This is a genomic window from Streptomyces rishiriensis, assembly GCF_003112535.1.
GTDB classification, from domain to species: Bacteria; Actinomycetota; Actinomycetes; order Streptomycetales; family Streptomycetaceae; genus Streptomyces; species Streptomyces rishiriensis.
The window spans coordinates 85,570-102,472 of sequence record NZ_BEWA01000023.1; the positions used below are offsets into that span (position 1 = coordinate 85,570).

The 16,903-nt window shown below is 73.4% G+C and carries 15 protein-coding genes; 11 read left to right on the forward strand and 4 right to left on the reverse strand.

The genetic code is table 11. The annotated features are described in order from the left end of the window. The first annotated feature begins 101 nt into the window (after window positions 1-101). The 5 genes from Sri02f_RS33920 (at window position 102) to Sri02f_RS33940 (ending at window position 6,960) form a co-directional block, all read left to right on the forward strand. Window positions 102-1,886 (forward strand): N-acetylglutaminylglutamine amidotransferase, encoded by a 1,785-nt coding sequence (locus Sri02f_RS33920; RefSeq protein WP_109005162.1) that lies wholly within the window; start codon window positions 102-104, stop codon window positions 1,884-1,886. Further along, entirely contained in the window at window positions 1,859-4,150 is a 2,292-nt protein-coding gene (locus Sri02f_RS33925) for a prolyl oligopeptidase family serine peptidase (protein WP_109005163.1), read from the forward strand. Before Sri02f_RS33920 ends, Sri02f_RS33925 begins: the two co-directional genes overlap by 28 nt. A gap of 350 nt (window positions 4,151-4,500) precedes the next feature. Continuing rightward, the gene (locus Sri02f_RS33930; RefSeq protein ID WP_109005202.1) at window positions 4,501-5,304 is read left to right on the forward strand and encodes an alpha/beta fold hydrolase; all 804 of its coding nucleotides are present in this window, start codon (window positions 4,501-4,503) and stop codon (window positions 5,302-5,304) included. Continuing rightward, window positions 5,301-6,602, forward strand: a complete 1,302-nt coding sequence (locus Sri02f_RS33935) for a PP2C family protein-serine/threonine phosphatase (RefSeq protein WP_109005164.1) — start codon at window positions 5,301-5,303, stop codon at window positions 6,600-6,602. The genes Sri02f_RS33930 and Sri02f_RS33935 overlap by 4 nt, the downstream gene beginning before the upstream one ends. Window positions 6,603-6,606: 4 nt before the next feature. Beyond that, window positions 6,607-6,960, forward strand: a complete 354-nt coding sequence (locus tag Sri02f_RS33940) for an STAS domain-containing protein (RefSeq protein WP_109005165.1) — start codon at window positions 6,607-6,609, stop codon at window positions 6,958-6,960. A 123-nt stretch (window positions 6,961-7,083) separates the two neighbouring features. Here the strand turns inward: Sri02f_RS33940 and Sri02f_RS33945 are convergent, their stop codons facing one another. Together Sri02f_RS33945 and Sri02f_RS33950 are read right to left on the reverse strand one after the other, a co-directional pair. Next, window positions 7,084-7,746, reverse strand: a complete 663-nt coding sequence (locus tag Sri02f_RS33945) for an ANTAR domain-containing protein (RefSeq protein WP_109005203.1) — start codon at window positions 7,744-7,746, stop codon at window positions 7,084-7,086. 131 nt (window positions 7,747-7,877) lie between these two features. After that, the gene (locus Sri02f_RS33950) at window positions 7,878-8,450 is read right to left on the reverse strand and encodes a dihydrofolate reductase family protein (protein ID WP_109005166.1); all 573 of its coding nucleotides are present in this window, start codon (window positions 8,448-8,450) and stop codon (window positions 7,878-7,880) included. A gap of 405 nt (window positions 8,451-8,855) precedes the next feature. Between Sri02f_RS33950 and Sri02f_RS33955 the strand changes: the two genes are divergently transcribed. Together Sri02f_RS33955 and Sri02f_RS33960 are read left to right on the forward strand one after the other, a co-directional pair. Next, window positions 8,856-10,376, forward strand: a complete 1,521-nt coding sequence (locus Sri02f_RS33955) for a hypothetical protein (protein WP_109005167.1) — start codon at window positions 8,856-8,858, stop codon at window positions 10,374-10,376. Window positions 10,377-10,580: 204 nt separating this feature from the next. Further along, window positions 10,581-11,768: a cytochrome P450 gene (locus Sri02f_RS33960; protein WP_109005168.1), complete on the forward strand. Its 1,188-nt coding sequence runs from the start codon at window positions 10,581-10,583 to the stop codon at window positions 11,766-11,768. A 39-nt stretch (window positions 11,769-11,807) separates the two neighbouring features. Here Sri02f_RS33960 and Sri02f_RS33965 read toward each other — a convergent pair whose 3' ends face one another. After that, window positions 11,808-12,323: a flagellar biosynthesis protein FlhF gene (locus Sri02f_RS33965; protein WP_109005169.1), complete on the reverse strand. Its 516-nt coding sequence runs from the start codon at window positions 12,321-12,323 to the stop codon at window positions 11,808-11,810. A 143-nt stretch (window positions 12,324-12,466) separates the two neighbouring features. Between Sri02f_RS33965 and Sri02f_RS33970 the strand changes: the two genes are divergently transcribed. Then, window positions 12,467-12,967, forward strand: coding sequence for a GNAT family N-acetyltransferase (locus Sri02f_RS33970; protein WP_109005170.1), 501 nt, complete (start codon window positions 12,467-12,469; stop codon window positions 12,965-12,967). A 69-nt stretch (window positions 12,968-13,036) separates the two neighbouring features. Here Sri02f_RS33970 and Sri02f_RS33975 read toward each other — a convergent pair whose 3' ends face one another. Further along, entirely contained in the window at window positions 13,037-14,014 is a 978-nt protein-coding gene (locus tag Sri02f_RS33975) for a quinone oxidoreductase family protein (RefSeq protein WP_109005171.1), read from the reverse strand. A 147-nt stretch (window positions 14,015-14,161) separates the two neighbouring features. Here Sri02f_RS33975 and Sri02f_RS33980 point away from each other — a divergent pair, with 147 nt between their 5' ends. The 3 genes from Sri02f_RS33980 (at window position 14,162) to Sri02f_RS33990 (ending at window position 16,800) form a co-directional block, all read left to right on the forward strand. After that, window positions 14,162-14,515, forward strand: a complete 354-nt coding sequence (locus tag Sri02f_RS33980) for an ArsR/SmtB family transcription factor (RefSeq protein ID WP_109005172.1) — start codon at window positions 14,162-14,164, stop codon at window positions 14,513-14,515. Window positions 14,516-14,757: 242 nt separating this feature from the next. Next, on the forward strand, window positions 14,758-15,789 hold the full coding sequence (locus Sri02f_RS33985; RefSeq protein WP_109005173.1) for a LacI family DNA-binding transcriptional regulator: 1,032 nt from the start codon (window positions 14,758-14,760) through the stop codon (window positions 15,787-15,789). A gap of 141 nt (window positions 15,790-15,930) precedes the next feature. Then, window positions 15,931-16,800, forward strand: a complete 870-nt coding sequence (locus tag Sri02f_RS33990) for an SCO6745 family protein (RefSeq protein ID WP_167467677.1) — start codon at window positions 15,931-15,933, stop codon at window positions 16,798-16,800. The last annotated feature ends 103 nt before the right edge of the window (window positions 16,801-16,903 follow it).

A 16,903-nucleotide genomic window follows, 5' to 3' on the forward strand; every position in this document is an offset into this window, starting at 1 on the left:
CGTCCCACCGAATCTCTCGCCGAACCGCTCAGAAAGGTCTCCTTCATGTCCAGCAGCACGATCCAGGCCTGTGCCGGTGTGCGGAAAGGAGGCGGTACGCCATGTGCGGTCTGAGCGGAGAGATCCGCTTCGACGGCCGACGCCCTGATCTGGCGGCCGTCGAGCGCATGAGCGAACGCCTCGCCGCCCGCGGACCCGACGGCCGCGGGGTCTGGACGCGGGGCGCGGTGGCGCTCGGGCACCGACGGCTGAAGATCATCGACCTGTCGGACCTCGGCGCCCAGCCGATGACGGACGCCCGCAACGAGATCACCGGCGTCTTCAACGGCTGCGTGTACAACTACCGGGAGCTGCGCGACGAACTCCGCGGGCTCGGTCACCGGTTCGCGTCGACGTCCGACACCGAAGTGGTGCTCAAGGCCTACCTGCAGTGGGGGACCGCCTGCGTCGAGCACTTCCACGGCATGTTCGCCTTCGCCCTCGTCGAGCACCGGAGCGGCCGCGTGGTGCTGGCCCGCGACCGGCTCGGCATCAAGCCCCTCTACCTGTCCGGGACACCGGACCGGCTCCGGTTCGCCTCGTCGCTGCCCGCCCTCCTCGCCGCCGGGGACGTGGACACCTCCCTCGACCCGACGGCCGTCCACCAGTACCTCAGCTGGCACGCCACGGTCGCGCCCCCGCGCACCGTCCTCAACGGCGTCCGCAAGCTGCCCCCGGCCACCGTCCGCGTCGTCGAGCCGGACGGCGCCCATCGCGACCACCGCTACTGGCAGCCCGCCTACACGCGTCGCCCCGAGCACGCCGACATGGGCGCCAACGAGTGGCGTGACGCGGTGCTGGAAGGGCTGCGCACCGCCGTACGGCGCCGGATGGTCTCCGACGTCCAGGTCGGCGTCCTGCTCTCCGGCGGCCTCGACTCCAGCCTCATCGTCGCGCTGCTCGCCGACGAGGGGCAGCGGGACCTGATGACCTTCAGCGTGGGCTTCGAGTCGGAGGGCGGCGAGGAGGGCGACGAGTTCCGGTACTCGGATCTCGTGGCCCGGGAGTTCGCCACCGACCACCGCCGCCTGATGGTGCCCTCCGACCGGGTGTCCACGGCCCTGGACGGCGCGATCGCCGCCATGAGCGAGCCGATGACCAGCCACGACGTCGTCGCCTTCTATCTGCTGTCCGAGCAGGTGTCGAAGGACGTCAAGGTCGTGCAGAGCGGGCAGGGCGCCGACGAGGTGTTCGCCGGCTACCACTGGTACCCGGAGCTGGCCGGGGCCGCCCGGGAGGACGAACCCGAGCAGTACGCCGAGACCTACTTCGACCGGCCGCACGCCGACCTCGCCCGCGTCCTCCAGCCGCACATGCTGCCCCGCGAGGACGTCTCGGGCCGCTTCGTCCGCGAGCACATGGCGACGCCGGGGGCCGAGACCGCGCTGGACGCGGCGCTGCGCCTGGACACGCACGTCATGCTCGTCGACGACCCCGTCAAACGGGTCGACAACATGACCATGGCCTGGGGCCTGGAGGCCCGGGTGCCGTTCCTCGACCACGAGCTCGTGGAACTGGCCGCGGCCTGCCCGCCCGAGCTCAAACTCGCCGACGGCGGCAAGGGCGTCCTCAAGGAGGCAGGCCGCAAGCTCCTGCCGCGCGAGGTCGTCGACCGCCCCAAGGGCTACTTCCCCGTCCCGGCGATCCGCCATATGGCCGGTCCCGTCCTGCAGCGGGTGCGTGAGGCGCTGCAGGCGCCCGAGGCGAGGGAACGCGGCCTGTTCCAGGAGTCGTACGTCGCCGAACTGCTCGCCGCGCCCGACGAGCACCGGACCAAGCGCGGAGCGAACGCCCTGTGGCAGATAGCTTTGCTGGAGATATGGCTGCAGACGCACGGAATCAGGTGACCGACGATCGAGACGGCCGCACGGCGTTCGGTGCGCCGCCCGGCGACGTCCGCGCGGTGACGTTCGGGGCGGGCTTCACACGGCCCGGGGAAGCGCCGTCCCGCGACGCCGACGCGCACAGCGCCGTGTACGCCGCCGCGCCCGCCTTGGTGCCGCTGCCCGACGCGGCCGGCCCCCGGGACGCCGTGAACCGGCTGCGGTCGCACGGCTGCTGGTACCCCTCCGCCGACGCCGACGGCGCCGAGACCGCATTCATCTGCGACCGGGGCGGTGTGCCCCAGCTGTGGGCCGGCCCGGTCGACGGCGGCGAGGTGCGGCTGCTCGACTCCTCGCCGGACCCGGTCACCGAGGTGTCCTGGTCGCCGGACGGCCGCTGGATCGCGTACACCACCGCACCGGGCGGCGGTGAGCACTCCCGGGTGCTGTGCGTGCGTCCCGACGGCACCGGCCGGCGCATCGTGGCCGGCGCGGACCCGGACAGCACCGCCTACCTGGGCTGCTGGGCGCACGACGGCTCGTCGCTCGCCGTCACGGTGGCCGCGCCCGCCGTGCGCCCCTTCGACGACGGCCCGGGGCGCCCGCCCCCGGAAGCCGCCCCGGGCGACGGCCGCCCCGAGGCAGCGCTCCCGTCCGTCGGCTGGACGGACCGGGGAGGTCACGCGACGCTCCTCGGGCACGCCGTGTACGACGCCGCCACAGGAACGGGGACGGAGGCCGGGAGGGGCGGGGGAGAGGAGTCCGGCGGGGCGCGGTCCGGCGCCACGGCCACAGGGGCGGCCGTACGTTCCGACGGCGGGCTCTCGGTGTATCTGATCGATCCCGGCGGCCACGCCTCGCCCGTGCTCCTCACCACCGAGACGCACGCGGCCACGCTGCGGGCCTGCGACCTCAGCCGTGACGGACGGTTCGTGCTGCTGCGCCGAGGGCCGCGCGGACGACGCGAGGCGGTCGTGCGGCGCACGGACGACCCGGCCACGACCTTCGCCCTGCCGGTCGCCGACGGAGACCCGTGGATCGGCAGGTTCTCACCCGACGGCCGGACCCTGTGGCTGCGCAGCAACGTCGCCCGGGAGTACGCGGCCCTCCTCGCGGTGGCTCTCGACGACGACGGCGCGCCGTGCGGGACGTCCGTCGTCGCGGAACGACCGGACAGCGACCTCGAACTCCTGGCCCTGGCCCACGACGGCCGCACCGCCGCCCTCGCCTGGAACGCCCGGGGCGCGAGCGAGCTCGAACTCGTCGAGACCTCCCCGGCAGGTGACCCCGCCCGGCGCCCCGCCCCCAACGCGACCGGCCCGGCACGACCCGTCCCCCTGCCCCACGAGGTCGTCACCCGTGTCACGGGCGCCGGCGCCGGGCGCCTGCTGCTGGCGCTGTCCGGGTCGCAACGCCGGCCGGGCGTCTGGTGGGCCCACGAGGGCGTGTCCCTGCTGCGCACCCCCTGGTCGTCGAAGGACGAGGACGCCGTCCCGCCGGGCCGCCCGCCGGTCCGGCCCGTCCCCCTGCGGCTCACGGCGCGCGACGGTCTGCCGCTGAGCGGCTGGTACTACCGCGCGCCCGGACGTCCGGCGGGCGAGCCGGCGCCCTGCGTGATCCACCTGCACGGCGGCCCCGAGGAACAGGAACGCCCCGTCTTCCATCCGCTCTACCACGAGCTCACCGGGCGCGGCATGGACGTCTTCGCCCCCGACGTGCGCGGCTCCTCCGGCCACGGCCGGTCGTTCGTCGACGCCGACCTGGGGGCCGGCCGCTTCGCCGCGCTGGAGGACGTGGCCGACTGCGCGGCCCACGCGGTGACGGCGGGTCCCGCCGACCCGACGCGGCTGGCCGTCATGGGGCGCTCCTACGGCGGCTATCTGACGTTCGCCTCACTCGTGTGGCATCCCGAGCTGTTCCGCACCGGCGTCGCCGTCTGCGGCATGTCGGACCTGCTGACCTTCTTCGCGGGCACCGAGCCCTGGCTCGCGGAGTCGGCGGCGCACAAGTACGGCCACCCCGAGCGCGACCGCGAACTGCTGCGCGCCCTGTCGCCGATGAGCCGCATCGACGCACTGCGGGTCCCGGTGCTCGCCGTGCACGGCGAGCACGACACCAACGTGCCCGTGCAGGAGTCCGGGCAGTTCGTACGGGCGGCCCGCGAACGGGGCGTCGCCGCCGAACTGCTCACCCTGCGCGACGAGGGCCACGACTTCCTGCGGGCGGACAACCGGCGACTGTTCCGGCGCAGCGCCGCGGACTGGCTGGAACGTCATCTGCGCCGATGAACCGCACCGCGCAGACAGGGGGCGGACGGCGGGACAGGGAGCGGACGGCGGGGCGACGCGGACGGCCCGCCGCCCACGCCTCGCCCGCACAAGGCCCGTCACCCGCGCACAAGGCCCGCCCCAGCGAACACGTGACAACGAACACGTGACAACGAACACGTGACAACGAACGGGGACACCGAAACAAGCAGGAGTAGAGCGCGTGCGGCGGGGTAGCCGGAGCCGGTCGGCAGGAGGCGGCGCGATGCCTGGGGAGGTCGAGCGCCGCTTCCTGCCTCCTGCTTCCGCTTCCTGCCCCGGCCTCAGGACGCGGTGTGGAGGCCTTCGGCGGCGATGGCAGGATGGCCGCCATGGACATCCGCCGCAGGAACAACATCCAGATCACCGGCCGCCCGGACGGCCCGACGGTGGTGCTGGCACACGGCTTCGGCTGCGACCAGAACATGTGGAGGCTGACGGTTCCCGCGCTGGCGGAGCACTACCGGGTCGTGCTGTTCGACTACGTCGGCTCGGGCGGATCGGATCTGAGCGCGTGGGAGGAGACGCGGTACTCGGTTCTCTCGGGCTACGCACAGGACGTCGTGGACGTCTGCGAGGAGCTGGACCTGCGTCATGCGGTCTTCGTCGGGCACTCGGTGAGCGCCATGGCGGGAGTGCTGGCCGCGCACGCGGCGCCGGAGCGGATCGGAGCGCTGGTGATGGTGGCCCCGTCCCCCTGCTACATCGACTCCGACGGCTACCGCGGCGGCTTCAGCGCCGAGGACATCGACGAGCTGCTGGCGTCCCTGGAGTCGAACTACCTGGGCTGGTCGGCCACCATGGCCCCGGTGATCATGGGCAATCCCGAGCGGCCGGAGCTCGGCGAGGAGCTGACGAACAGCTTCTGCGCCACCGACCCCGACATCGCCCGCGTCTTCGCCCGGACCACGTTCCTCACCGATTCCCGGGACGACCTCAAGACCGTCACGGCGCCGACCCTGGTGCTGGAATGCGCCCAGGACGTCATCGCCCCGCGCGAGGTCGGCGCCTATGTGCACGCCGCGATCCCGGGCTCCACCCTGGTGACGCTGCCGGCCACCGGGCACTGCCCGCAGCTGTCGGCGCCCGAGGCGACCAACACGGCCATCCTCGACTTCCTGCGCAGCCTGCGGTGACGTTCCCCCTCGGAGACGCTCCAGAGCCCTCCGAGGCGCAGGACGCCGCGTCGACCGACGCGGCGTTCACCGCCCTGCTGGAGGACAGCGTCGACGACCTGTACGAGTCGGCGCCGTGCGGGTACCTGTCGACGCTGATGGACGGCACCATCGCCAAGATCAACGCCACGCTGCTGGGCCGGCTGGGCCTGGAGCGCAGGGACGTGGTGGGCCACCAGCGGTTCGCCGACCTGCTCACCGTGGGCGGCAAGCTGTACCACGAGACCCACTTCGCGCCGCTGCTGCAGATGAAGGGCGCGATCAGCGGCATCGCCCTGGAGATGAAGAAGGCCGACGGGGGCCGGATACCCGTCCTGGTCTCCTCCGTCGTCAAGCACGGCGGCGAGGGCGAGCCGCTGCTGATCCGCACGACCGTCTTCGACGCCTGTGACCGCCGCGCCTACGAAGAGGAACTGCAGCGCCGCAAGCAGGAAGCCGAGCGCGCGCACCGGCAGGCCGAAGCCGACCGGGCCCGGCTGCAGGAGGCCCTCGCCGCGCTGCAGCAGTCGCTGCTGCCCGCGAGCCTGCCGGCGGTGCCGGGCGTGGAGACGGCCACGTACTACCACACCGCCGCCCCTGACCGGCTCGGCGGCGACTTCTACGACCTCTTCGCCCTCGACGGCGAACGCTGGGCGTTCTTCCTCGGCGACGTGTGCGGCAAAGGGCCCGAAGCCGCGGCGGTCACCTCCCTGACCCGGTACACGCTCCGGGCCGCGGCGCTGCACGACCCCGACCCGGTCACCGCGCTGACCACCTTGAACACGGTGCTGCACGAGCGCTGCACCGGCGGGGACCCGCGCTACTGCACCGCGATCTTCGGGATCCTCACCCCCGACCCGGAGACCGGGCGCGCCGCCGTCGAAGTGGCCTCCGGCGGCCATCCGCCCGCCCTGGTCATCCGCGCCGACGGCGGGACGGACTTCCTGCCCACTCCCGGCGGGCTCCTCGTCGGCGCGCTGCCCGAGGCCTCCTTCACATCCGCCACCACCACACTCGGCCCCGGTGACACGCTGCTGCTGTACACCGACGGGCTGACCGAGGCGCGCACCGGACCCGACCGCGCGGAGCTGTACGGCGACCGAGCCCTGCTCGACTTCGTCGCCGGTCACGCGGGCGCCTCACCCCAGGGGATGGTCGAAGCGCTGACGGGCCTGCTGGAGAGCCTCGGCGACGGAGTCGACGACGACACCGCGCTGCTCGCCGTCGGGGTCCCTCGCACCCTCGCGTCCTCCCGCCCGGCAACGGATCACCGGAGATGAAACAGTGAAGATCGCCGCCCGCGACGCGGCCACCGGCCCCGTGCTCGAGATCGTCGGTGATCTCGACTACGGCACGGCGCACGAGCTGCGCGAACACGTCGGCAGGACAGCCCTGCGTCCGGGGCAGTGCCTGGTCCTGGACCTGTCACGGCTGGAGTTCTGCGACTCCAGCGGCATCACCGCCCTGATCGCGGCCCGCAACCACGCGGCGGCCGCCCGGGCCGAGGTCGCCCTGGCCGGCGTCCCCGACAACACGCTGCGCATCCTGCGCATCGTCGGACTCGACCAGGTCTTCGCCCTCCACCCCGACGCGCAGTCCGCCGTCGACGCCCGCTCCGCCCCGACGCCGCGGGTGTGAGCCGGCCCGGACAGGGGACTTGGTGAGCATGCCGGGTCAAGCGGCGTACCCATGGGGCTGTCCCGGCCCAGGCTTCTCTGGTTCAGACAGCGTGCCGGGGGAGCCGCCCCGCCGACGAACGGGTCACGACAGGCCGCCCTGCTCGCAGATCCGCCGCGCGACCTCGCGGAGCTTGACGTTGTTCTCCTGTGAATAGCGCCGCAGCACGTCGAAGGCCTGGTCCTCGGCGAGGTGATGGCTGCCCATGAGGATGCCCATGGCCTCGCCGATGACGTGCCGGGTGGCCACGGCCTGCTCCATCTGGGCGTGGGTGCGGGCGCTGGAGAAGGCGACCGCGGCGTGGGAGGCGAGCAGCCAGCCGGCCAGCTCGCTGGTCTCGGTGAACGCGCCGGCCTTGCGCGAGTAGAGGTTGAGCGCGCCGAGGTCCTCGTCGTCGGTGAACAGCAGAAAGCCCATCATGCTGCCCACCCCGAGAGCCTGGGCCCTCGGGGCGTAGGCGGGCCAGCGCCGCTGCTCGCCGGTGAGGTCCGCGATGCGGAAGACCCGCTCGCCCTCGGCGCGCTGGGCGACGTCGAAACACGGTCCTTCCCCCAGCTGCTCCTGCAGCTGGTCGCTGTCGACGACCAGCTGGTCGGTGGGGGCGAGCGTCTCCACCTTGGGGGCGTGCAGCACGAGAATGCCGGCCGCGTCACACCCGTCGACCAGTTCCGTGGCCGACGCGGTGATCCGCTCCAGCGTGGCGCCGACCGATTCCTGTGCCAGGAGATCCCTCGCCATCGATGCCATCTGCTGGGCGAACCGACCCCAGTCCCCACCGTCCTCCACCGTCCGACCTCCCTGAGAGACGCCTCCTGCCCAGCTTCCCACGCACTCTCACGGGGGCGCGGAGTCGGCGACAGGCGAGGTCGACGCGGCGCTCAGCGCACGACGTCGAAGACGTTCTTCTGGAGCCCGTTGGCGTACGCCTGGTGCTCGACGAGCCTCAGCTTCTGGGTGTCCTTGTCCGTGGAGCTGAAGAGCCGCTTGCCCGCCCCGAGCAGAAGGGGGAAGACGAGCAGGTGGTAGCGGTCGATCAGGCCGGCGTCCGACAGCGCCTGATTCAGGGAGGCGCTGCCGTGGACGATGATCGGGCCGCCTTCGCTCTCCTTCAGGGCGGCGACGTCGTCGAGCGAGCGCAGGATCGTCGTGTCCCCCCAGTTGGACACCAGGTCGTTCTGACGCAGGGTGGTGGAGACCACGTACTTCGGCATGACCTTGTAGTCGGCGAACTCCGGCATGTCGGGCCACACCGGACTGAACGCCTCATAGCTCGTCCGGCCCAGCAGCATCGCGGTGGCCTCCTGCTGCTCCCGGCCCTTGATGTCGAACGCCTCGGGGAGGAACTCGACGTCCTTGAAGGTCCAGCCGGCGTTGCGGTAGCCGGGCTCGCCGCCCGGGGCCTCCACGACGCCGTCGAGCGAGATGAAAGCGGTGCTGATCAGGGTGCGCATCGTGGGTTCCTCGGGTTCTCGTGTCCGGTCTTCGCTGAACGGGTCGGTGCGCCCTCGCCCGCAGGATGCGGCCACGGCGCCCCGGCCATGTTCTCCGACCGCCGATCCATCACAAACTCATCGGTCGTCGTCGGTGCGTCGACGTGTCGGCGAACGCGCCACCGGCTCAGCCGACGGGACGAGGCCGCGTGGCAGGCGTCGTCACCTGCGGCGACTTCCGTACCCCGCCGACGCATCGTCAACTCGACTCACCGCCCCCGAGAACGTCGAAGCGCTGTGGCACAGCCCGCGGATGACCCAGGACAACCTGAAGTTCGGCGCCGAGGCGGACGCGTGGGACAAGGCCGGAGCGAGCCTCGAGTCGCCCCGCACCCGCCCGACACCGGTTCGGGCATGATGCCCTGTGTGGATCACGTCCTGTGCGGTCTCGCCGCCAACACCACGTTGCCGTACGAGCTGGTCGACCGGCTGATCGCGGTCGCGGACGCCGACGTCGCCGGATGCCTCGCCGACCGGGCGGATCTCGGGCACGCACAGGCGGTCGCCCTGTTCTCGCGCGTCCAGGAGTGCGGGGTGCACCTCGCGTACGAGGGCCGGCTGACCGCCGCCGACGTCGATCCCGTCGCGCGGCCGGACGTCGCGCTCGCCCTGCTCGACAAGGGCGCCGGCAGCCCGCAGTGGGCACGGCTCCTCGCGGGCGACCCGATCCCCGCGCACCGGGAGAAGCTGGCCGCCTGCTCCGGCCTCCCGGCCGACGTGGTGAGGACGCTGGCCGCGGACCCGGACGTGGGCGTCGTCGCGGAACTCGCACTGTGGACCACGTCCGACGCGGTCGCAGGGAGCCTCGCGAGACACCCGCACGCCCAGGTGCGCCGCTCGGCCGCCGCCAACGAGGCGACGCCCCCGGACGCGCTCGCGGCGCTCCTCACCGGGCACGGGCTGCCGCCGGCGCGCCGCTGCGAGGTCTGCGACCGGGAGGCGACGCCGTTCGTGCACGAGCGGCAGTGTCCGCGCCCCGACTGCACGTTGCCGCCGGGCGCCTCCTGCGACGGGTCCCACGAGTCCGCCGTGCACGACATACGCCAAGCGGCCCTGCACAATCCGGCGACGCCCGCCGGGGACGTCGTCGCCTTCGCGGACCATCCATCGATGCTGCTGCGCTGGGCGCTCGCCGACCGCCCCGACCTGCCTGCGGCGGTCTACCGGAAACTGGCGGCGGACCCCGTTCCCGGCGTCCGGGCCGACGTCGCCGGGAATCCCGCGATCGACGACGCGCTGATGCGCACCCTGGCCGGCGACCGGGACCCGGACGTGCGTCGCGGGCTCGCGCACAACCCGCGAGTGCCGCTGGACGTGCTGACGCGGCTGGCCGGCTCCGTCAGGATCGGAGCGACCCTGCTGCCGCGGATCGCCGCCGCGACTCCCTCCGAGGTCCGGCGGCTCGTCCGGTCACCGATCCCGGCCGCCCGCATGCTGGCGGCCCGACGACGGGATCTGCGGCCGGAGATCCGCGACCGGCTGGCCGACGACCCCGACGCGAAGGTGGTCAAGTCCGTCGCGTCGCACCCGGGCCTCACGGAAGCCCGCTTGCGCGCCATGGTCGACCGGCACGGAATCCGGGTCCTCGCCGGAGTGGCGGCCAACCCGGACGCGAGTCCGGCGCTGCTGGAGCATCTGATCCGGCACGAACCACCCGTGCCGAAAGCGCTCCGCGAGATCGCCCGGCATCCGCACGCGTCGCCGCGCGCCCTGCTCGCCTGTCTGGCGGACGCCCGGGCGAGACCCGTCGCCGCCGGCCGTCCGGCACTTCCGCCGCCGGTCGTCGTGGACCTGCTCGACGACCCCGACCCGCGCGTGGTGGAAGCGGCGGCCGCCAACCCCTCACTGCCCCTCGCCGTGATCGAGGAGCTGATTCCCCGGACGTGAGCGCCGGACGCACCCCTCCGGCTCCGGCCCGACCCCGGTTCCGGCCCGTCCGCGCGGCGCGTCGTCGGTCGCTGCCACCGGTTTTGCGGCCACCCGTGCCGAGCAAGATCAGGAGGAGGCGTCCGGCTCGAACGAGAACGCGAAGGCGTGCACCGCATCCACGTCGAGGCCGGCCGTCGCCGACAGTGGCTCTAGGAGGAACCCGTGGCCGTCGCTCCCCTCACGGAGACCGACATGTTCGCGACCTCGGACCGGCGCACGCGCTACGAGCAGTACCGGCACCTCCGAGAGCTGGGAGGCGTCGTCCGACTGCGCGATCCGGACGTGTACGCGGTGACGCGCCACGACGAGGTGAAGGCCGCGTTGGCCGACCACGACGCCTTCGTCTCCGGCGAGGGCGTGGGATTCGATCCCGGGGTCAACGAGCTCATGCGGGGCGTCACGCTCGTCAGCGATCCGCCGGAGCACGACGCGCTGCGCTCCGTCGTCGGGGCGGGACTGCGCCCCGGCCCCCTGCGGGCCCGCGGGGAGGACATCGTCCAGAAGGCGGGCGATCTCGTCGCCCAAGTCGTCGCCAAGGGCGAGATCGACGGCGTCACCGAGCTCGCCCAGGCGCTGCCCATGCTCGTCATACCCGACTACCTCGGGCTTCCCGAACGCAATCGTGAGCACCTCTACGCGTGGGGGCAGGTGGGCAACGACCTGCTGGGTCCGGCCTCGGAACGCACCGCGCACAACATGGAGATGACCCGGCGCCTGTTCACGTTCGCCCACGAGCTCGCGGCGAACCGGGAACTCGCGGCCGGAAGTCCCGGGGCCGCCATGCTCGAAGCGGCCGACCGGGGTGTCATCGCCGCGGAGAAGTGCCCGCTCCTCCTCGTCGACTTCATCGGCCCGTCACTGGAGACCACGGCCGCGGCGATCGGCCATCTGCTCGTCCTCTTCGCCGAACGCCCCGACCAGTGGGACGCGTTGCGCGCGGAACCCGGTCTGGTCGCCTCGACGATCAACGAACTGCTCAGGTTCGAGACCCCCGTGCGCGGACTCACCCGTGTCGCGGCGCGCGACACGGAGCTCGGCGGGGTGACCGTCCCGCAGGGCGCGCGCATCTGGGCGCTCTTCGCCTCCGCGAACCGCGACGAACGCAAGTGGGAGCGTGCGGACGAGTTCGACTTCCGCCGCAATCCGCTCGATCACCTCGGATTCGGATACGGCGCGCACAACTGCGTCGGCCAGGGCGTCGCCCGTCTGGAGCTGCACGCCGTCATCCACGCGCTGCTCGACTCCGTCGAACGGGTCGAGCTCACCGGCGATCCGGTGATCGCGGAGAACACGATCCTCAACACCTACGCCGGGATCCCCGTCCGGTTCGTCGCGAGGAAGGCGACCTGACGCACCGCGCGACCACGGCGTCGGCCTTTGCGCCGCGGCTCAGCCGACGTAGGCGTCACAGAGGTCCCGGACGGAGGGCGGCACGGGCGATCCGTGGGACCAGCCGCACACGGTGCGCAGGTCGTACGTGGCGTACGGCTGCGCCTGCCGCGGCCTGACCTGGCGCGGGCGGGCGGGGCGTTGCGGACGCCCGGCGTGGCGGCGTGGCCCGGCCGGGGCGACGAACCGGGGCCGTGCCGGACGGGCCGCCGCCGAGCCGGTGCGCGGCCGGACCGGCGACTGGGCGCGCGGAGGCCGCTTCCCGGCGTCGCCGCGGCCGGTCGACTGCCGTGCCGTGGCGCGCAGGTGACGGGCGGGCGGCTGCGGTGTTCGGCTCGGGGCCGTGCTGACGAGCGCGGTCACGGCGGGAGCCTGGCCCGGATCCGGCACGAGCGAGGGCGTGCGGGCGGCGGCCGGAGCCAGGCGCGGCGGCGGAGCGCCGGCGGGGAGGGACACACAGCCTCCGGCGAGGAGGACGGTCGCCAGGACGGCGGCGAAGGCGAGAGGACGGCGCATGCTCCCAGGGTGACGGCCGACCGGCGGCCGCCGGGGCGACCTCGCGGCCGATCACCGGCACGGGTGACGCGGCGACGCCGCGGGACCGGGGTGAGCCGCACTCCCGTCGACGGGTCCGGGCCGGAACGTGTGATGCTGACGCCATGACTGATCGAGGCGAGATCGCCGTCGTGCGCCGGCCGGGCCAGGACCTTTCCTCCGAGGACGGGCTCGCCGCGCTGCTCACCGCCTACCATCTGCGGACCGAGACCGAGAAGGGCGAGGCCGTCACCGGTGTGGACGCGCTGCCGGACCGCTACCGGGCGGAGATCTCGGACCCGCGGACCGCGTTCGCCGAAGACGTCGTGCTCACGGCCCTCGACGGGGACGCCGCGGTGGGCTGTCTCGTGCTGACCGCACCCGCCGACGGCCTGCCGGAGATCAAGAGGCTCTGGACGGACCCGGCCTACCGGGGCCGCGGCATCGCCTCCGAGCTGCTCCGGGTCGCGCTCGCGTCCGCCGCGGACGGCGGAGCGGACGCGGTGCGGCTCTCGGTGTGGGCATGGCGCACCGGAGCCATCTCGCTGTACGAACGCTTGGGCTTCGCCGTCACCGAGTCGTGGGACGAACGCGAGCGACTGGTCTGCATGCAGCGCACGCTCTGAGTGCGGGCCGCGACGCGGCCGCGCCGGGGCGCAGGCGGGCACGCCGCGCCGACGCGTGTCCGGCCGCCCTCAGTCGGCGACGCGCAGCAGCAGCTTCCCCGTCGAGGTGCGCCCGCCCATGAGCCGGTGCGCCTCGGCCGCGTCCGCGAGCGCGAACTCCGCGGTGACCGGCAGGCTCACGGCGCCGTCGGAGACGGTGCGGAAGGAGCGCTCGGCGAGGGCGCGCAGCGCGTCGGGCGCGGACTGCGCGAGCGTCAGGATCGAGAAGCCGCTGACGGAAAGGCCCCGTGCGTACAGCTCGGGCTGTCCGACCTGCCACGGCTCGGCCCCGCTCGCGTTGCCGAAGGACACCAGGCGTCCGAAGTCGGCCAGCGCGTCGAGGCCGCGACGCAGGGTGTCGCCGCCCACCGGATCGAGGACCAGGTCCACCCCCCTGCCGTCGGTGGCGTGGCGGACGTCATCGACGAAGCCGTCGCCGGTGAACACCTCGTCGTAGCCGTGCTTGAGCGCGTGCCGGGCCTTGGCCGCCGAGGACACCACCCCGTACACCGCTCCGGCGCCCGCCGCCCTGGCCAACTGCCCGGCCACGGTGCCGATGCCGCCCGCCGCGCCCTGCACCAGCACGGTCTCTCCCGCCCGCAGCCGCCCGACCTCGTGCAGCAGGGCATGCGCGGTCGGCACCACCGTGGGAAGCGTGGCCGCGGTGCGCAGGTCCAGGTTCGCGGGAAGCGGGAAGACGGTGGCGGCGTCGGCGACCACCACCTCCGCGTAGGCTCCGCCGCCGACCAGCGCGGCGACCTCCTGGCCCGGCCGCAGCCCCTGGACGCCCTCGCCGACGGCCCGGACCCGGCCGGAGACCTCCAGGCCGGGCCGGAACGGCAGCGACGGCACCCGGTAGCCCTCGGCGCGTGCCTTGAGGTCGGCGAAGTTCACGCCCACGTAGACGGCGTCGACGCTGACCTGGCCGGGCCCGGGCTCGGGCGTCCCGGCCCGGACGAGCCGCAGCACCTCGGGGCCGCCGTACTCCTGGAACTCGACTGCGCGCATGACGGGATCACCACACCCTTCGCTGAGTGTTCGATGGAGAGCGAACACCAGGACTGTATGGTATTCATCGAACACTCGACAACCGGCAGGCTCGTTCCGCGAGTCGCACGGTCGGATACACCGCGGACAGGTGACGACGGGAGGGTCATGCCGAAGGAGGCAGCGGGCGGTTCTCACCGCGCGCCCCCGGTGCACACGGATCCCGAGGAGGTGTCCTTGCTCACGGCGCTGTCCGCGGTCGCCGACCCCGTGCGCATCACCCTGATCCGCGAGCTGGCGAACTCCGCCGACTGGACGCGCAGTTGCGGCAGTTTCGACGTGCCCGTCGGCAAGGCGGCGCTCAGCCACCACTTCTCGGTCCTGCGCGGCGCCGGCCTGGTGGAACAGCGTGACGAGGGCCCGAAGCGGGTCAACCGGCTGCGCCGCGAGGAGTTCGAGGCGCGCTTCCCCGGACTGCTCGCCCTGCTCCTGGCGGACGAGGTCGTCGGCGGCGCCGAGTGAGGGCGGGCTGCAAGCCCGGCGCGGGGTGCGGCCGAGGTGCTGCGGACGACCGGTGGCGAGGGTGGAGTCGAGGAGCCCTCAGCTCGAGAAGCCCTCAGCAATACCCTCGTCAGGGATGCGGTCCCAGGCATCCGCATCCCGGCGGAAGGGATTGACAGCAGCTCGCGTCGCTTCTACCTTGCCCTGTCGCGAACCGGTTCGACGCCCGGTCCGCGTCCGAACCGGTCCGACGAAGGAGTCCCGTGAACATCGGTGAGATCGCCAAGCGGGCCGGTGTCTCGCGGAGCACCGTGTCGTACGCCCTGAGCGGCAAGCGGCCCGTCTCGGACGACACCCGCCGGAGGATCCAGCAGGTGATCGACGAGCTGGGCTACCGTCCCAACGCCAGCGCGCGGGCTCTGGCCAACGGGCGGACCAGCACCATCGGGCTGGTCTTCCCGCCGGCCGGGAACCACTACACCGGCATGCAGCTCGACTTCATCGGCAGCGTGGTGGAGGCCGCGGCGGCCTACGACTACGACGTGCTGCTCTCCCCGAGCGGCGTGGACAGCGACCGTTCGTTCCAGCGGCTGCTGGCCGAGCGGCGGGTCGACGGCGCGATCCTGATGGAGATCAGGCTCCAGGACGACCGCGTCGACCACCTGGGCGAGGAGAACTTCCCCGCCGTCTGCATCGGCCGCACCGCCGCCCCGGACCGTGACTGGTGGGTCGGCCTGGACCACACCGCGCTGGCGGCTGCCTGCGTCCACCACCTCGCCGACATGGGGCACCGCAGGATCGCCTTCGTCAACCGGCCCGAACGCCTGCTGCGGGCCGGGTACGAGTCGGCGCACCGCGGTCTGGACGGCTTCACCAAGGCCGCCGCCGAGCGCGGGCTCACGGTGCGGACGTACAGCTGCGGAGACGACGCTCCCTCGGGCCAGGCGTGCATGGAGCGGATCCTGCACGACGACCCGGCCACCACGGCCCTGGTCACCCTGAACGAGGCGGCGCTGGGCGGCCTGTACCGGGGCCTCGCACACGCGGGCCGCCATGTGCCGCGCGACTTCTCCGTCACCGGAGTCGTGGCCGGCCGGTGGGCGGAGACGGTGACCCCGCAGCTCACCGCCGCCGACGTGCCCGCCGAGGAGATGGGCCGACTGGCCGTCGACCTCCTCGTCGAGCGCCTCGACCACCCCGACGCCCCGCCCCGGCACCACCTCCTCGCACCGCCCATCTCCCTGCGCGCCAGCACCGGACCCGCCTCGACGGCCGCGGCCGAGGCCGAGGCCTGAGGCCCCCAGCCCACCCGCCTGCGGGGGCGCTCGACGGCGTCTCGTGGGCGGGCGCGAAGCCGCGGGCTCGGCGGTTCTCGTCAGGAGTCCGCGGTGAGCCCCGGGACGACGGCATAACGACCGGTCGGTAATCTGCGGGGCATGACTACTTCCGCCCTCGAACCGCGCGCCGGTCGACGCTGTCACAGCCCGCTGAATTCCCTGCACGCGACGCACTACTTCTCGCCCGACCTCGGGCGCGAACTGGGCGCGCTGGGGATCACCCATCCACGGGCCGTCAACTTCGCCGCGCGGGCGGCCGCGCTGGGGCCGGTCGGGGCCGGCGCGGTGACGGCGACCTTCTTCAACTACCACCACGAACTCGTGGCCCGGCACGTACCCGCGGTGTGGTCGATCGCCGACCCCGCCGACGTGCTCGCCGCCCGCCTACGCGCCGTCGACGCCACGCTGCGACGGCTGCTGGGGGAGGAGGCCGTGGCGTCCGCGGAGATGGCGGAGGCGGCACGGCTGGCGTCGCGCGCGGCCGAGGCCTGCGGACGCGGCGCCCGGCCGCTCTACTCGGCGCACGCCGACCTGCCCGTCCCCGACGAGCCGCACCTCGCGTACTGGCATGCCGCGACCCTGCTGCGCGAGCACAGGGGCGACGGGCACCTGGCCGTGCTCACGTCCGCGGGCCTCGACGGCCTGGAGGCGACGGTGACCCACACCTCCACCGGCCGGGGCATGGCGCCGAAGTGGGTGCTGGTCACGCGCGGCTGGACCGAGGACGACTGGAACGCGGCGGCCGATCGCCTGCGGGAGCGCGGACTGCTGGACGGCGACGGGGAACTCACCGAGCGAGGCGTCGCGCTCCGCGAGGACATCGAGCAGGAGACCGACCGCCTCGACCTGGCTCCGTACGAGCACCTCGGCGCGGAGGGCGTGGCACGCCTGACAGCCCTCGCGTCGACGTTCGCGCGAGTCGCCGGGGCCGCTGGCGCGTTCCCGGCGGACCTCATCGGCAAGCGCTGACACCGCCGGGCGGGCGGCCGGGCGTCCTGGCCCGGACCGGTCCCGGCCGGTGTCCCGCGCCTCGGGTGCCCGGCGACCCGAGGCCACACGCGAGGCCAGGTCG

What these genes read in the sequence shown, in the direction of transcription:
- Sri02f_RS33920 (WP_109005162.1), top strand. Translation starts at nt 102, where the DNA reads ATGTGCGGTCTGAGCGGAGAGATCCGCTTCGACGGCCGACGCCCTGAT.
- Sri02f_RS33925 (WP_109005163.1), top strand. Translation starts at nt 1,859, where the DNA reads ATGGCTGCAGACGCACGGAATCAGGTGACCGACGATCGAGACGGCCGC.
- Sri02f_RS33930 (WP_109005202.1), top strand. Translation starts at nt 4,501, where the DNA reads ATGGACATCCGCCGCAGGAACAACATCCAGATCACCGGCCGCCCGGAC.
- Sri02f_RS33945 (WP_109005203.1), bottom strand. Translation starts at nt 7,746, where the DNA reads ATGGCATCGATGGCGAGGGATCTCCTGGCACAGGAATCGGTCGGCGCC.
- Sri02f_RS33950 (WP_109005166.1), bottom strand. Translation starts at nt 8,450, where the DNA reads ATGCGCACCCTGATCAGCACCGCTTTCATCTCGCTCGACGGCGTCGTG.
- Sri02f_RS33965 (WP_109005169.1), bottom strand. Translation starts at nt 12,323, where the DNA reads ATGCGCCGTCCTCTCGCCTTCGCCGCCGTCCTGGCGACCGTCCTCCTC.
- Sri02f_RS33970 (WP_109005170.1), top strand. Translation starts at nt 12,467, where the DNA reads ATGACTGATCGAGGCGAGATCGCCGTCGTGCGCCGGCCGGGCCAGGAC.
- Sri02f_RS33975 (WP_109005171.1), bottom strand. Translation starts at nt 14,014, where the DNA reads ATGCGCGCAGTCGAGTTCCAGGAGTACGGCGGCCCCGAGGTGCTGCGG.
- Sri02f_RS33980 (WP_109005172.1), top strand. Translation starts at nt 14,162, where the DNA reads ATGCCGAAGGAGGCAGCGGGCGGTTCTCACCGCGCGCCCCCGGTGCAC.
- Sri02f_RS33990 (WP_167467677.1), top strand. Translation starts at nt 15,931, where the DNA reads ATGACTACTTCCGCCCTCGAACCGCGCGCCGGTCGACGCTGTCACAGC.